This window comes from Jezberella sp. (assembly GCF_964834465.1).
The window spans coordinates 196982-213401 of record NZ_CBAZRM010000001.1; the positions used below are offsets into that span (position 1 = coordinate 196982).

The 16420-nt window shown below is 52.4% G+C and carries 13 protein-coding genes; 3 read left to right on the forward strand and 10 right to left on the reverse strand.

Annotated features, from left to right (window positions below; genetic code table 11):
• Window positions 1-25 precede the first annotated feature (25 nt).
• The 3 genes from AC1W8Y_RS00925 to AC1W8Y_RS00935 are packed head-to-tail and all read right to left on the reverse strand — an operon-like array spanning window position 26 to window position 4683.
• A complete protein-coding gene (locus AC1W8Y_RS00925) occupies window positions 26-1561 on the reverse strand; it encodes an ATP-binding cassette domain-containing protein (protein WP_482012573.1) in 1536 nt (511 codons plus the stop codon).
• Window positions 1558-3438, reverse strand: coding sequence for an ABC transporter permease (locus tag AC1W8Y_RS00930; protein WP_482012651.1), 1881 nt, complete (start codon window positions 3436-3438; stop codon window positions 1558-1560). The genes AC1W8Y_RS00925 and AC1W8Y_RS00930 overlap by 4 nt, the downstream gene beginning before the upstream one ends.
• A 36-nt stretch (window positions 3439-3474) precedes the next feature.
• Entirely contained in the window at window positions 3475-4683 is a 1209-nt protein-coding gene (locus tag AC1W8Y_RS00935) for an ABC transporter substrate-binding protein (protein WP_482012574.1), read from the reverse strand.
• Window positions 4684-4874: 191 nt separating this feature from the next.
• Here AC1W8Y_RS00935 and AC1W8Y_RS00940 point away from each other — a divergent pair, with 191 nt between their 5' ends.
• Together AC1W8Y_RS00940 and AC1W8Y_RS00945 are read left to right on the forward strand one after the other, a co-directional pair.
• Window positions 4875-5648 carry a ferredoxin--NADP reductase gene (locus AC1W8Y_RS00940; RefSeq protein ID WP_482012575.1) on the forward strand — a complete coding sequence of 258 codons (774 nt, stop codon included), beginning with the start codon at window positions 4875-4877 and terminating at the stop codon, window positions 5646-5648.
• Window positions 5649-5671: 23 nt separating this feature from the next.
• The gene (locus AC1W8Y_RS00945; RefSeq protein WP_482012576.1) at window positions 5672-6319 is read left to right on the forward strand and encodes a histidine phosphatase family protein; all 648 of its coding nucleotides are present in this window, start codon (window positions 5672-5674) and stop codon (window positions 6317-6319) included.
• Here AC1W8Y_RS00945 and AC1W8Y_RS00950 read toward each other — a convergent pair.
• The 5 genes from AC1W8Y_RS00950 to carA are packed head-to-tail and all read right to left on the reverse strand — an operon-like array spanning window position 6316 to window position 13775.
• Window positions 6316-7098 (reverse strand): SDR family oxidoreductase, encoded by a 783-nt coding sequence (locus tag AC1W8Y_RS00950; RefSeq protein ID WP_482012577.1) that lies wholly within the window; start codon window positions 7096-7098, stop codon window positions 6316-6318. The two genes, AC1W8Y_RS00945 and AC1W8Y_RS00950, sit on opposite strands and share 4 nt — an antisense overlap.
• Window positions 7098-8114, reverse strand: coding sequence for a Bug family tripartite tricarboxylate transporter substrate binding protein (locus AC1W8Y_RS00955; RefSeq protein ID WP_482012578.1), 1017 nt, complete (start codon window positions 8112-8114; stop codon window positions 7098-7100). The genes AC1W8Y_RS00950 and AC1W8Y_RS00955 overlap by 1 nt, the downstream gene beginning before the upstream one ends.
• A 10-nt stretch (window positions 8115-8124) precedes the next feature.
• Window positions 8125-9303: a CaiB/BaiF CoA transferase family protein gene (locus AC1W8Y_RS00960; protein ID WP_482012579.1), complete on the reverse strand. Its 1179-nt coding sequence runs from the start codon at window positions 9301-9303 to the stop codon at window positions 8125-8127.
• 22 nt (window positions 9304-9325) lie between these two features.
• Entirely contained in the window at window positions 9326-12565 is a 3240-nt protein-coding gene (carB, locus tag AC1W8Y_RS00965) for a carbamoyl-phosphate synthase large subunit (RefSeq protein ID WP_482012580.1), read from the reverse strand.
• A gap of 10 nt (window positions 12566-12575) precedes the next feature.
• A complete protein-coding gene (gene carA, locus AC1W8Y_RS00970) occupies window positions 12576-13775 on the reverse strand; it encodes a glutamine-hydrolyzing carbamoyl-phosphate synthase small subunit (RefSeq protein ID WP_482012652.1) in 1200 nt (399 codons plus the stop codon).
• Window positions 13776-13824: 49 nt separating this feature from the next.
• Between carA and tal the strand changes: the two genes are divergently transcribed.
• The gene (gene tal / locus AC1W8Y_RS00975; RefSeq protein ID WP_482012581.1) at window positions 13825-14790 is read left to right on the forward strand and encodes a transaldolase; all 966 of its coding nucleotides are present in this window, start codon (window positions 13825-13827) and stop codon (window positions 14788-14790) included.
• Here tal and AC1W8Y_RS00980 read toward each other — a convergent pair.
• Window positions 14762-15547 (reverse strand): ABC transporter permease, encoded by a 786-nt coding sequence (locus AC1W8Y_RS00980; RefSeq protein ID WP_482012582.1) that lies wholly within the window; start codon window positions 15545-15547, stop codon window positions 14762-14764. The two genes, tal and AC1W8Y_RS00980, sit on opposite strands and share 29 nt — an antisense overlap.
• Window positions 15548-15560: 13 nt before the next feature.
• Window positions 15561-16379: an ABC transporter ATP-binding protein gene (locus AC1W8Y_RS00985; protein ID WP_482012583.1), complete on the reverse strand. Its 819-nt coding sequence runs from the start codon at window positions 16377-16379 to the stop codon at window positions 15561-15563.
• Window positions 16380-16420 lie beyond the last annotated feature (41 nt).

The following is a 16420-nucleotide window of genomic DNA, read 5'->3' on the forward strand; positions in this document are numbered from 1 at the left end:
TGACCAAGCCTAAAAATTGCACCAATCAGAGACTCAAAGAGGTTCTTTGAACTTCTGGATTCTGCAACAGCTCATTCATGGATCCAGCAAAGCAGACACTGCCGTGGTCAAGAACGTAGACGCGATCAGCCACAAGCTCTGCAAACCGCATATTCTGCTCGCTCAGTAATATGCCCACACCCAGCGCCTTCAAGCGCAAAATAGCGCTAATCATTTGCTCGGCGATGACGGGCGAAATGCCTTCAGATGGCTCATCCAACAGTATCAGGCAAGGGTTTCCCATCAAAGTACGAGCCACGGTCAACATCTGTTGCTCGCCGCCACTCATCTGCCCGCCGAGTCGATTAGGCATCTCAGCCAGGTTGGGAAATAACGCGAAGAGGGATTCCTGAGTCCAAGCGACTGGCTGTGACGAGCAGTCACTGGCTACCTGGCGCGCGGTTTTTCTGCCGGTTTCAAGATTTTCGAGCACAGTCAATCCGGTAAAAATCCGACGATCTTCCGGAACAAATCCAATCCCTCGCATGGCGATCTGGTGGGTTGTCAAGTTCGAAATATCCTCACCTCGTAGCTTGACCGACCCCGTGCGTCGCGCCATCAATCCCATCATTGCTTTCATCGTCGTGGATTTACCAGCACCATTGCGTCCCATCAACGCGATCACTTCGCCCTGACTGACGGACAAATCAATATTGAACAGCGTCTGCGCTTGATCGTGCCAGGCACATAACCCCTGAACTGTGAGTAATTCGATCGCTGCGGATTGATTCGGCAGCGAATTGGGGACGACAACCTGCTCGGTCGGCAATGCCTCAAAACTAGCGCCAGTCCCAAAATAGACCTCCGCAAGCTCAGGGGCGCCTCGAATCGCTTGAGGCGACCCATTAGCAATCAACCTTCCTCGGGCAAGCACCATGACGCGATCTGCGTAGGCAAACACCACATCCATACTGTGTTCCGTGAACAAGACCGCCATCTTCTGTTCGGCCGCTAATTGCTTGACCAATGTCATCAGACGGTGTCGCTCTGATGGCGCCATGCCCGCCGTGGGCTCATCCATCAACAGCAACGATGGTTGGTGGGCAATAGCCATGGCGAGTTCAACACGTTTTAAATCGCTATAGGCCAACGTCGCACACGAGCATTGTGCTTTGTCGCTCAAGCCGACTTGTTCAATGAGCACATTGGTTCGCTCTAAGGCATAAGCGCCAACGGTCTGCAGCACATCAGCCGCTTTACCATGCGCAGACAGCAAGGCCATCTGCACATTCTCTTGGATGGTCATCGAGGCAAAGGTCTGAGCGATTTGAAAAGTTCTTCCGACGCCAAGGCGCCAAATCTTACGAGGTGGCTGTCCAACAATACGTTGCCCGTCGAGAACAATGGATCCTGCGTCTGGCTTCAGTTGGCCATTCAACAGGTTAAACATCGTTGACTTACCGGCCCCATTCGGACCAATCAAGGCCAGGATCTCGCCGGCCTGCAACTCAAAATCAACGTCGTCCACCGCAGTCACACCACCAAACGACTTCGTCAGACCCTTGACTGTTAACAATGTCATCTGCGCCACCTGGCGAAATATCGCTGAACGTATCCGGCGATCCCTTGCGGAAACAGCAAGACAAGCAACAAGATGACCGCGCCCAACAGGGCACGCCAATATTCTGTATTGCGTGCAATCACATCATGCAACCAGGTAAATGCAACTGCTCCGACGATGGGACCAGACAATGCCTGCAGCCCACCTAACAACACCATGACAAGTACGTCGACCGAACGCCCAATGGACATCACATCCGGCGAAATGCTTCCTTTGGAGAAAGCAAACAAAGACCCTGCAAGGCCAGCAAAACAACCCGCTGCCACAAAGGCGCGCCACTGTATTTGACTGACATTCAGACCGATCGCTTCGGACCGCAAGGCAGAGTCTCTCGCGGCACGCATGGACAACCCAAAGGGCGTCACGAGTATTCGACGCAGCAACCAGATCGCCGCCCCAACCGTCAAGAGCGTCAGCAGATAGTACGCAGGTTTGGACGATAACCACTGAGCAGGCCAGATCCCCGTCAAACCGTTGCTACCACCGGTGAAATCATCCCATTGAAAAACAACGGCCCACATAATCTGCGCAAACGCCAAGGTCAACATCGCAAGGTAAACACCCGACAAACGCACACTGAACCAGCCAAACAATAAGGCACCCAGTGTCGCCACAACCGGTGCCGTCAACAGCGCAACCTCCATGGGCAAACCTAAACCGCGCACCAACAATGCGGCACCGTAGGCGCCCAGACCAAAATAGGCAGCATGGCCAAAAGAGTGAAGCCCAGCGGGGCCCATCATGAAATGAAGACTGGTTGCAAATAACGCTGCCGTCAATAAGTCAATGCCAAGCACGAGCGTGTAGGATGTTGCGCTGACCATCAAAGGTAGCATCAAGAGGCAAAGCACCAATAGCCAAGAGATGAGCTTGCTAGCGGGCTTGGTCAATGTCAATGACGGATCCGCATTCATTGATGCGCGTACCTGCGATAATGGGCGGCCAAGCAAGCCCCAGGGTTTGATCACCAACACCAAGGCCATGATCAGAAACTCGACCACCAAGGTCAGTTTCGAGAAAGAAAGCGTGATGCCCAGTAACTCAACGTTACCCAACCAGATAAAAACAGCTTTTGATTCGGCCAGTAAGAGTGCCGCGATATAAGCGCCTGGTATTGAACCCATGCCGCCGACCACAACCACGACAAAGGCTGCCGTGACAGTCGTGAGATCCAAGTCAAGGCTGGCAGGTTCGCGAGGCAGCTGCAATGCGCCACCCAGACCAGCAAGAAAAGCCCCTAAAAAAAACACCGAAGTAAATAACCACACTTGGTTAACGCCAAGGGCCGCGAGCATTTCTCTATCCTGTGTCGCAGCGCGAATCAGTGTTCCCCAGCGGGTGCGCGTCAACAGCAACCAGAGCATAACCAGCACAAGCGGGCCAGCCAGGATAAGCAGCAAATCGTATTGAGGAAACGACCTGCCCAGTATGTCAATCGAGCCCTTAAACCCTGGCGCGCGCGGGCCAAGTAACGCTTCCGGTCCCCATATCCACAACACAGCATCTTTCAACACGAGCACCAATGCGAACGTAGCCAGCAGTTGAAACAGTTCAGGCGCTCGATAGATGCGCCGCATTAAGGCAAGTTCAACAACGGCGCCTAATAAGCCCACGACGGTCGCCGCCAACAACAATCCGATCCAATAGCCGAACGCAAAACTGAATTGATTGACGAACGAATAGGCTAGATAGACGCCCAGCATGAAAAACGAGCCATGCGCGAAGTTCACCACCCGCGTCACACCGAAGATCAGGGACAAACCCGCTGCAACCAAAAATAGTGACGACGCGGACGCCAGCCCGTTCAATAATTGAAAAACGAAACTGGACACATCCATCATGGATAAGGCACGTTGATCGTAGACAGGCCGTGATTAATGAGCGGGTCTTAACTGGTTGACGTCTGCATCGGAAGGTAGGTAACTTGCCCCCTCTGCATAGGCGAAGTCAACCATGATCCCTTTGCCGGCTTCGTTTTTTGTACGACCGACAAAACTACCCATGGTCGACTGGTGGTCTTGTGCACGGTAGGTAATGGGGCCAAATGGCGTCGTGACCTTCAAGCCTTTGAATGCGGCAATAAGTTTGTCGGTTGAGACCCCATTGGCTTGTTTAATCCCTTGCGCAATCGACATCATCGCGCTGTAGCCAATGATGGATCCCATGCGCGGGTAATCGTTGTACTTATCCTGATAGGCTTTGAGAAAGGCGGCATGTTCCGGCGTTTGAATGCCGTACCAAGGATAGCCAGTCACGAGCCAACCCGTGGGCGATTCATCTTTCAGAGGATCAAGATATTCAGGCTCGCCCGTGAGCAAACTCACCACTTCACGCCCTTTGAATATCTCGCGTGTGTTGCCCTCACGAACGAATTTCGCTAAATCAGCACCAAACAACACGTTGAAAATAGCGTCTGGCTTTGCATCAGCCAACGCTTGCACGACACTACCCGCATCTAGCTTACCCAGTGGAGGCGCTTGTTCAGTCACGAACTCGACATCGGGTTGTGCCTTTTTGAGCAATGCTTTGAATGTCGCTGCCGCTGACTGACCGTATTCGTAATTGGGATAGACAATCGCCCAACGCTTTTTCTTCATCGCCGCCGCACCTGGCACCAGCATGGCGACTTGCATGTAGGTCGATGTGCGCAGTCGAAACGTGTAGTCATTACCGTTATCCCAAACGATTTTGTCAGTGAGCGGCTCGCTGGCTAGAAAAAAGACTTTTTTCTGTTTGGCGAAATCCGTCAAGGCCAGGCCGATATGCGACAGAAAAGACCCCGTCAACACGTCCACTTGATCACGAGAGAGCAGCTCTTCTGCAGCGCGAACGGCATCACCGGGGGTCGCATTGTCGTCACGCGTGATTAATTCGACTTTTTTTCCAAGCAAGCCCCCCGTGGCGTTGATCTGATCTACGGCAAGTTGCATCCCCTTTTTGTAGGGTTCAAGAAAAGCGGGTTGTGCCTTATAGCTATTGATTTCACCGATTTTAATGACGCCATCGGCAGCTCTCGCGCTTGACCATAACAGCGTTACGCCGACGAAGGTTGTTGCCAAGCCTTTCAACATCTTGCCTTGCATCTTATTCTCCTAAGATTATCAACTGCATTGTAATGCGGTCATCTCGTTGCACACGGCTAAAATACGACAACGACTAAGCCGTGGTTAGAAGCATATAACTAAATATGCGTTGCCCTAACCCGCCTTTAAACTTAGCATCCGAGCGTGGCTGCCACCCTTCTACACCCGACCCTTAAAGCTTAAAGATCATTATGAGTGCATTTAACGAAGAACGCGTCCTGACAGTTCACCATTGGACTGATCGATTATTTAGCTTCACTACGACAAGAGATCGATCGCTTAGATTCAGCAATGGTCACTTTACGATGATTGGCTTGCGGGTCAACGGAAAACCGCTGCTCAGGGCCTACAGCATTGTTAGCCCGAATTATGAAGAGCATCTTGAATTTCTTAGTATCAAAGTTCAAGACGGGCCTCTAACCTCACGATTGCAACATATACAAGTTGGCGACACAATCATTGTGGGTCGCAAACCCACAGGGACCTTGCTCATTGATTATTTATTACCCGCTAAACGGCTTTATCTGTTGGCGACTGGGACCGGCCTTGCGCCTTTTATGAGCATCATCCGCGACCCTGAGACCTATGAGAAATTCGAGGAAATCGTGTTGGTTCACGGCGTCCGGGAGGTCGATGAGCTTGCCTATCACGAGCTGCTAGTCAACGACCTACCTCAACACGAATTGCTGGGCGAGCGAATCAGCAAGCAATTGCGCTATTACCCAACGGTGACTCGTCAGCCTTTTCATCACATGGGTCGCATCACAGACTTAATTGACAGTGGTAAGATTTTTTCGGATCTGGGGTTGCCTGAGTTAACTCCTGCGGCTGATCGCGTCATGATTTGCGGTAGCCCCGGCATGCTCAAGGATCTGAAAGTAATGCTTGAAGCGAAAGGGTTTCATGAGGGCAACACCACAAAACCGGGTGACTTCGTGATTGAACGCGCCTTCGCTGAGCAATAACTCTTAAACATGAGATACCCGCAATGACCGAGATCTGGTTAGTCCGACACGGCGAGACCTCCTGGAACGTCGAAAGACGTATTCAGGGCTGGGAAGACATTCCTTTGAATATCACGGGCGAACAACAAGCCGCTGCATTGGGCAACTATTTGGCAAAAATTCAATCGCAGGGCAAAACGATACATGCGGTCTATGCGAGTGATCTGCAGCGCGCGCAGCACACCGCACACATTGCGGCACTGCCCCTGGGCCTCTCGCCTATCCTGCACCAAGGCCTGCGTGAACGTCATTTTGGGGTGTTGCAGAACCTGTTGTATGACGAAATGGATCAATACCAGCCAGTCGCCGCAAAGGCTTGGCGTAGCCGCGAGTCGCACGCCAACCTAGAAGGTGGTGAAACGCTTCAGGCATTCCATCACCGAGTCATCAACACCCTTGAAGAGATCGCGGCGAAGCATCCAGAGCAAGTTGTTCTAGTCGTGAGTCACGGCGGTGCGTTGGATATCGCCTGGCGTCAGGCGAATCAAGTGAGCCTCAGCGAACCACGCCAAGCGTCTTTATTGAACGCAAGCATCAATCGAATTCAAGTTTCGCCTGAAGGTTGGAGCATGCTCGAGTGGGGTCGAGTCACCCATCTCAACACAGCCACGGGCGATGAGATAGGCGTTTAACTGCTCTTGCGCGCTTTACGTGGCGCGTTCATCAAGAGTCGGTCATAGAGCCAATTCGGTAAAACGCGTAACACGCTGGCAACCCATCCCATCTGCCACGGAATAACGGTGAACGACTTTCGTTGCTCAATGGCTTGGACCGCCTGAGCGGCAAAGGCGTCTGCCTCCATCAGAAATGGCATGCGATACGCATTTTTTGCAGTCATTTCGCTTTTGACATAACCGGGTGCTATCGTGACGACTTGGACGCCTTTTGGTCTGAGTTCTAAGCGCAAACTTTCGCAATACGCCGAGACGGCCGCTTTAGAAGCACTGTAAGCCCCCGCACCGGGCAATCCTCTGACGCCGGCAACACTCGACATCCCAACGAGACAACCTTTACCTGTGCGAATCATCGCAGACGTAAACGGTTCGAAGGTGGCAACAAGGGCGAGCACATTAGTGTCAAAGATCTCTTCAAATACGGCGAAATCCTCTGGCTTGTCAGTGAGTGTGCCAGCGCTGATGCCCGCATTAGCAATCACAACGTCCACCTGTTGACCCAGTGCCTCTGCTTTTTGTATGAAGTCTCTGGCCGCCTCATGTAAAGCGACTCGATCGCGTACATCCAGGCCATAACAATGATGACCTGAGGTGGCTGGCTCACCCAGCGTGGCCAAAAGTTGCTCGAGCTTGTCGATTCGTCTTGCCACCAGCCCTAGCGTCGCGCCTTGCGCTGCGTAGCGCTTTGCTAACGCTTGCCCTAGGCCGCTACTGGCGCCGGTAATGAAAACAAACATTAATCAGCCTTTGCGCCAGATTGACGAACAATAACTTCCCATTTTTTTGTTTCAGACTCGTTGTAGTGTGCAAACTCGGCAGGCGTCGACCCAACCGGTTCAGCACCCATATTGGTATACGCCTGAATCACTGCTGGTTGACGAAGCGCCAGTTGTGCTGCGTGAGCGAGCTTATCAACAATTGCCGCTGGCGTACCCTTGGGTGCCCAATAGCCATACCACGTAGCAATGTCAAAACCCGGATAACCCGACTCTGCAATTGTTGGCAAATCAGGTAGGGCTTTGGCGCGCTGAGCAGTCGTCACTGCTAGCGCTCGAAGTTTGCCGGACTTAATGAAAGGCATGGCTGAGGGCAGCGAGTCAAACATCAATTGAATTTGGCCACCGACCAGATCAGCCAAGGCGGGCGCACTTCCCTTGTAGGGAACGTGCTGCATCTGAACGCCTGCCGCAATCTTGAATGATTCTCCGGCTAACTGCTGGGCAGAGGCGCTGCCAGAAGAACCAAAATTCAATTTGCCCGGATTCTTTTTCGCAAAATCAGCAAGATCTTTGACCGTTTTAATGGGCGAATCCATCGGAACCACTAATACCAATGGCACTGAGGCTAACTGGGTGATCGGAACAAAATCCCTTAGCGCATCAAAATGCATGTCGGGATAAATAAACGGATTAATGACGTGCAGTGATGCATTTGCCAAAAATACATAACCATCTGGATCCGACTTCGACACCTGCTCAGCGCCAATCATGCCACTTGCGCCAGGGCGGTTATCAACGACGATTGACTGTCCAAGCGACTGATTCATCTCGGCCGCAACCACCCTCGCCGTCAGATCTGTGGGGCCACCAGGGGGGTAGGGCACGATCATTCTGATGGGCTTGTTGGGGTAAGGCTGCGCCCCTGCGTCAGTTGGCGCGCCTAGGCCGGCAAATCCCGTCATCAATAACAATCCTGCAGCAATCGGTTTGGCAAAGGTCTTCAAAGAGTTTGTCGCCAAGAAAATCGTTGTCATGCAAGTCTCCTTATTGATTCAACTGAACAATTACGCCATCCTTGAGCAATTGCGCAATGGTCGCCGAATCAACCTTCGCTTCATGCAAAATTTGCAATGAGTGTTCACCAATGCCAGGGGCACTTGTGGTGCCACGACGGTAGGGCGTTGTCGGCAAGCCAAGATAGGGCAACTCACCAATGCCATTTTGCACGATCGAACCGAACGTCCCTAAATGCTTGGCCTGTGGATGATTGATGACATCGTCATATTGACGAACGGGTGCATGCAAGACTTCATTGCTTGACAACACTCGCATCCAATACTCTGTGGTCTCTCTTGAAAGCAGATCGCTTACCGCTGAATGTAAAACATCGCGGTTTTGCATGCGGTCGCTATTTTCTTTGTAACGAGGATCCGTGATCCACTCTGGATTTTTTAGCGCTCTGGCGAGTCGTGCAAAATGTTCATTCCCGACCGTGACAACCGTCAGCACGCCGTCACGGGTCTTGAAAATCCCATTCGGCGCAGTCACAGCGCCAAAGGGCCGTTGCCCACCGGTCAACGCATGTTCAAGAAAGATCATGCCTTGAAACGCCGCGCAGGCTTCAAACAAATTGACTTTGACGTGCGTACCAACGCCTTTCGCTAAGCGCTGATAAAGTGCCGTTGAAAGCGCCTGTGAAGCATACAAGCCTGTGGCAATATCCGCCGTGAGCAAACCAATTCTTCTCGGAACCCCGTGCTCGTCCTGGTTACTCACCATGAGCCCGCTGTCGGCTTGCATCACTGAGTCAGTCGCCGGGAAATCCGCATACGGGCCATCATCGCCATAACCACTGATAGAAACATAGATTAAATCGGGCTTAAGTTTACTCAGCGTGTCGTACGCCATCCCCAAACGGTTAACAACACCGGGCCGAAAATTCTGCACCACGACATCTGCTTGTAGCGCAAGTTCAATTAATACTTTTTGACCTGCTGCTGAACGGGCGTCCAACGCCAAGCCGCGCTTGCCAGCATTGAACTGAATTGAGACGGCACTTTGCGAACCGGATGTGGTGCCGACATAACGCCCCCAATCGCCTGCGGGTGGCTCTACCTTAATGACGTCTGCACCCTGCTGCCAAAGCACGTGTGCACAGTAAGGGCCGGCAATGCCTTGGCTGATGTCAAGGATACGAATATTGCTGTAAGGTAGTTCGCTCATGACATCATCAGGGTTAGCGTTGTCAGGAGTTCAGGGACTTGTGCAGCTCTTGCAATGAATAGACTTTTAAACCATGGCTTTCGCGAAGATATTGCATGCCTTCAACCGCAGCCCAAGCGCCCGCGATCGTCGTGTAATAGGTGACGCGCGCAGCCAACGATTGCGTGCGTATGGCACGTGAATCGGTAATGGCATTGCGACGCTCTTCGACGGTGTTGATCACCAGTGAGACCTCGCCATTTTTCAGCATATCCACAATATGCGGCCGGCCTTCAGCAACCTTATTAACGGTCGTGACAGGAACCCCTGCCGCCGCAATGGCCGCCGCCGTGCCACGGGTTGCCGTTAATTTGAAGCCCAGCTTGTGCAATCCTTGGGCAACTTCAATGGCCCGCGGCTTATCCTGATTTTTAACACTGATGAACGCAACCCCAGTCTCAGGCAACTTCACACTGGCAGCAAGCTGTGACTTGACGAATGCTTCACCAAAACTGGTCCCAACCCCCATCACCTCGCCAGTGGACTTCATCTCAGGGCCAAGAATAGTATCCACACCAGGGAATTTGACAAAGGGGAAAACCGCCTCTTTGACAGAGAAATAGTGTGGAATCACTTCCTTCGTAATCCCTTGGGAGGCCAAACTTTGGCCGGCCATCGCTCGTGCTGCAATTTTCGCTAACTGTAATCCCGTCGCTTTCGAGACAAACGGCACGGTTCGGGACGCGCGAGGATTGACCTCGAGCACGTAAACATCACCATCTTGCACCGCAAATTGCACGTTCATCAACCCGTTGACGTTTAACGCTCGAGCCATCAACGCGGTTTGCCGTTTGATTTCTTCAATCACGTCCTGCGACAAGGAATAAGGCGGCAGGGAGCATGCCGAGTCACCCGAGTGGACACCCGCTTGTTCGATATGCTCCATGACACCACCGATGAAGACCTGTTGACCGTCAGACAAACAGTCGACATCGACTTCCGTGGCGTTATTCAAAAAACGATCGAGCAAAACGGGCGAGTCATTACTGACTTTGACAGCTTCGCGCATGTAACGCTCTAGGTCAGCCTGTTCATGCACGATCTCCATTGCACGACCGCCTAAGACATAACTGGGGCGAACCACCAAGGGATAACCGATATCTTGCGCATGAGCCAACGCTTCACCCTCAGTGCGCGCAGTGCGGTTGGGCGGCTGACGCAGACCCAGTTTATGCAACAGCTTCTGAAACCGTTCACGATCTTCTGCCACGTCAATCGACTCAGGGCTTGTTCCAATGATCGGCACCCCGTTTGCTTCAAGGGCGCGGGCAAGTTTCAGTGGTGTTTGACCACCGTATTGCACAATCATACCGACGGGCTTTTCGACATGAACAATCTCAAGCACATCTTCAAGTGTCACCGGCTCAAAATACAAGCGATCTGATGTGTCGTAGTCGGTTGAAACGGTCTCGGGATTGCAATTGACCATGATCGTTTCAAAACCATCGTTACGCAGCGCAAGTGAAGCATGCACGCAACAATAGTCAAACTCGATCCCCTGCCCGATTCGGTTAGGGCCACCGCCCAACACGATGATCTTCTTTTTATCGGTTGGTTTGGCCTCACACTCTTGTTCATAGGTCGAGTACAGGTAGGCGGTATTGGTCGCAAACTCAGCGGCGCAAGTATCCACGCGCTTAAAGACGGGGCGAACATTGAACTGGTGACGCAACTTGCGCATCTCGGTCTCGGAGGTGTCGAGCAAGAAGGCAAGCCGACGATCGGAGAACCCACGACGCTTGAGTTGCCGCATGATGTCCGCATCAATGTCGGCCACTGTTTTCTGCTCAAGGGCGAGTTCAATATCGACGATCTCTTTAATCTGCGCCAGAAACCAGGGGTCAATCTTGGTCAATTGATGGACTTCGTCTAAGGTAAAGCCTTGTGCAAAGGCATCACCCACATACCAGATCCGGTCCGGTCCGGGTTCACCCAATTCAATTTGGATTTTTTCGCGGTCGATGGTTTTCTGATTCAATCCATCAACGCCGACTTCGAGACCTCTCAAGGCCTTTTGGAACGACTCTTGAAAGGTACGACCAATTGCCATGACTTCGCCCACGGATTTCATCTGTGTGGTCAGTCGTGCATCGGCTGTCGGAAACTTCTCAAAGGCAAACCGGGGGACTTTGGTCACAACATAGTCGATGGTTGGCTCAAACGACGCAGGTGTCGCCCCACCCGTGATTTCATTTTTAAGCTCATCCAGGGTGTAACCAACCGCAAGACGCGCCGCCACTTTTGCAATCGGGAAACCGGTGGCTTTCGAGGCCAACGCAGACGATCTCGACACACGAGGATTCATCTCGATCACAATCATGCGACCGTTGGTTGGATTCAAGGCAAACTGAACGTTAGAGCCGCCCGTGTCAACGCCGATTTCTCGTAACACAGCAATCGATGCATTACGCATGATCTGATATTCTTTATCAGTCAAGGTTTGCGCTGGGGCCACGGTAATTGAGTCACCCGTGTGAACACCCATTGGGTCGAGATTTTCAATGGCACAAACAATAATGCAGTTATCCGCGCTATCGCGCACGACTTCCATCTCAAATTCTTTCCACCCTAACAACGACTCTTCGATGAGTAGCTCTTTTGTGGGCGAAGCCTCAAGACCACGGCGGCAAATTGTGTCAAACTCTTCTGCGTTGTAGGCAATGCCGCCGCCACTGCCGCCTAGCGTAAAGCTTGGGCGTATCACTGCGGGGAACCCGCTGGTGGCTGTCTGGGCTGCAATCTTCTTTTGTACTTCCCAGGCCTCTTCGAGGCTGTGAGCAACCCCTGAGTAGGCTGATTCGAGACCAATTGCCGTCATCGCGGTCTTGAACTTCTGACGATCTTCAGCTTTCTCAATGGCGTGAGCGTTGGCGCCAATCAGTTCGACATTGTATTTTTTGAGCACACCGAACTTATCCAGATCGAGTGCGCAATTCAAGGCTGTCTGACCACCCATAGTCGGCAAAACCGCATCTGGGCGCTCTTTTTCAATGATTTTTTCGACGACTTGCCAGGTGATTGGCTCGATGTAGGTGACATCTGCCGTCTCCGGATCGGTCATGATCGTCGCGGGATTGCTATTGACCAAAATGGTTCGATAACCTTCGGCTTTCAACGCTTTGCACGCTTGAGCGCCTGAGTAATCGAATTCGCAAGCCTGACCAATGATGATCGGGCCAGCGCCAATGATGAGGATACTTTTTAGGTCGGTACGCTTAGGCATGTTGAAATCTTTACTTTTGGTTGGCCATCAGGCCCATGAATTTGTCGAACAGGACGATGATGTCGTGCGGGCCGGGGCTAGCTTCGGGGTGGCCCTGAAAGCAAAAAGCAGGCCGATCAGTCAATTCAAATCCTTGTAAGGTGCCGTCAAACAACGAAACATGGCTCACCCGAGCATTGGCAGGCAGCGTCGCTGCGTCAACCGCAAAACCGTGATTCTGCGCCGTGATGAAAACACGACCGGTCGCCAAATCTTGCACGGGATGGTTTGACCCGTGATGACCGGTTTTCATTTTGACGGTCTTTGCGCCCAGTGCTAAGCCCATGATTTGATGACCGAGACAAATCCCAAAGACTGGCAGCTTGCGGGCTAAAAACACCTTCGTGGCTTCAATCGCGTAATCGCAAGGGTCTGGATCGCCAGGGCCGTTGGATAAGAACACCCCATCTGGTTTCAGTTCAAGGACTTGGTCTGCCGTCGTCTGCGCAGGCACTACCGTGATCCGGCAGCCACGCTCAGTGAGTAACCGCAAAATATTGGATTTAACGCCAAAGTCGTAAGCAACAACGTGTGGCAAGTGCTCGCCAGCTTTGGCTTTTGCCACCTCGTCAAAGCTGCCAAAACCTGTGGTCAGATGCCAAACTGATTCTGTCCAAGTTGACACCTCGGTTGAAGATACTACCTTGGCAAGATCTTGCCCGGCCATCCCAGAAAAACCCCGCGCCAGCGCCAATGCTTTTTCAACATCGTCACCCACAAGAATGCAGCCACCCTGCGCACCGCCCTCACGAAGAATGCGCGTGAGCTTGCGCGTATCAATTTCAGCGATGGCTACCACCCCCTGATCCTTCAGGTAGTCTGGCAAAGATTGTGTGGCCCGGAAATTTGAAACACGTGCGGGGCAATCACGAACGATCAACCCGGCTGCATGTACTTTGTTTGACTCGACGTCCTCTCGATTGATACCCGTGTTACCAATATGAGGATAGGTCAGGGTCACGGCCTGCCCGCTGTAGCTTGGATCCGTCAAAATCTCTTGATAGCCCGTCATCGCCGTATTGAAAACAATCTCGGCTACTGTATGGCCCGGGGCACCAATCGACACCCCTCTGAACACGGTGCCATCCGCCAAGGCTAGAATTGCAGGTGGAAACCGATAGAATCCACCAGTGGCCACACCAGCCACCTCTGAAAATAGTCTTGACAACACAATCACCCCGGTCTCAAAAATCTGTAAGCAAACCTTGGAATTATAGCCGATGCCCAGTTTACTCGACTCACTTCGCACTCACACCACCGTCGTGGCCGATACCGGTGATTTTGAAGCCATGAAACAATACCAACCGACAGACGCCACCACGAACCCGTCCCTTATTTTGAAAGCGGTGCAACAGCAAGCCTACCGTCCACTGCTGGATCGCTGCGTGATCGCCCACCCCGAGGCAGAGACAGATGAGTTAGTCGATCATCTGCTGGTTGCGTTCGGCAGTGAAATTCTCAAGATCGTTCCGGGTCGGGTTTCAACAGAAGTTGACGCCAGGCTTTCGTTTGACACAAGGGCAACGGTCGAACGCGCTCGCCGCATCATCGGGCTGTACGAAAGTGCCGGATTTTCGAGAAACCGCGTCTTGATCAAAATCGCCGCAACCTGGGAAGGCATCGAAGCCGCGCGTGTCTTACAGACTGAAGGCGTACGATGCAACCTGACGCTTCTGTTCTCATTGGTACAGGCCGTGGCTTGTGCCGAGGCGAAAGTGCAGTTGATTTCACCCTTTGTGGGCCGAATTTACGACTGGGCCAAGAAATCTCAAGGTGACCGGTGGGATGAAGCGGCTCAGTCGGGGGACAACGATCCAGGCGTCAATTCCGTCTCTCGTATCTACGCTTATTACAAAACTTTCGACATTTCTACAGAGATCATGGGCGCGAGTTTTAGAAATACGGGTCAGATCCTCTCACTGGCGGGTTGCGATCTGCTCACCATCAGCCCCGAATTGCTGCGCCAGTTACAAGACACACAAGGCGAAGTCACAACACGACTCAACGCTGACTTCGCGCTAAGGCACAAGCCAGCCAAATTGACGATCGATGAAAAACACTTCAGATTCGCGATGAACGAAGATGCGATGGCCAGCGACAAACTGTCTGAGGGAATCCGCGCTTTTGTCGCCGACTCGCGCAAACTGGACGACTTGATTAAAGTTTCTCAGTTTCGCCGGACTTAGGTTGCCACTTCATTAAATGCTTTTCAAGGGCACCCACAAGGGTGTCCAGAATCACGGCAAATGCAGTCAAGACAATAATGCCGGCGATCACGGTATCAACATCCAAACTGCCTTCGGCTTGCAGGATCAGATACCCCACGCCTGAAGCAGAGCCAAGATACTCACCCACCACCGCACCAACAAAAGCCAAACCCACTGAGGTATGAAGGCTTGAGAAAACCCAGCTCGTGGCTGACGGCAAATACACCTGTCTGAGTAATTGACGTCTGTCTGCTCCCAGCATTCGGGCATTATCCAACAGCGTTGGACTGACTTCGCGTACCCCTTGGTAGACGTTGAAGAAGACGATAAAGAAGACGAGCGTGACGGCCAACGCTACTTTTGACCAGATGCCCAGACCAAACCACATGGCAAAAATCGGTGCCAGAATGACTCGAGGCATCGAGTTCGCCGCTTTGATAAACGGATCTAGAATGGTGCTGGCCATCGGCGAGAGCCCAAGCCAAAGCCCCACACCCAGCCCAGATGATGTGCCAATAAAAAAAGCGAGGATCGTCTCAGTCAACGTAATCGCCAAATGGCTATAGATATCGCCATTTGCAAAAAACCAATCCCAAATTCGATGCCAAACGCCCAACGGTTTGCCAAAAAAGAAAGCAATTTTCTGGTCTTGGGAGGCGATTTGCCATACGACCAATAGGACGACCAGTATTGCCAGTTGCCACACGCGCAGCGATAGTTTTGAATTTGGTTTCATGAACGCCCACATGTTACGCCCGCTTTTGCTGGGCATAGCCCTTCAATACTTCTTCACGCAATACCGCCCAAATGGCGGTGTGTAATTCCATAAAGCGCGGCTGCATCCGCACTTCGGCGACATCTCTAGGTCGAGGCAAGTCGATGACGAACTCTCCGATTGGGTGAGTCCCCGGGCCTGCCGATAACACGACGACCCTGTCACTCATGGCAATGGCTTCATCCAGATCGTGGGTGATAAAGAGCACCGCTTTGCGCTTGGCCATCCACAACTCCAGCACTTCATTTTCCATCAATTGCCGAGTTTGGATGTCCAACGCCGAGAATGGCTCATCCATCAAAATGATGTCAGGGTCGCGAATCAACGTTTGCGCCAACATCGCACGCTTGCGCATTCCTCCAGACATTTGATGTGGATAACGGTCTTCGAACCCACCGAGACCAACTCGTTTAAGCCACAAGCGCCCCTCTTCCTGTGCCTGCGCCTTCGGCATACCCGCAAACTCGCACCCGGCGGTGACGTTAGCCAAAGCAGAGCGCCAAGGCAACAACGCCTCACCTTGAAACATGTAGCCAGCGCGCCTATTAATGCCCTGCAATGGCTCGCCAAAGATCTCGACCGTCCCGGTTGAAGGATTGAGCAAGCCAGCGCCCACGTTAAGCAGGGTTGACTTGCCGCAACCCGTCGGTCCGACAACCGACACGAACTCACCCGGTGCGACATTCAGCGTTGTGTTGGCGACAGCGGTATATCTTGCCTTCGGATCATCACGAGATACGAACGTGCAAGTGATGTCTTTTAAAGATAAGGCGGGTGCAAGAGACTGATTCATATTCAACAAAATCTCGACGGCGACAATCAGAGTGAATCGTG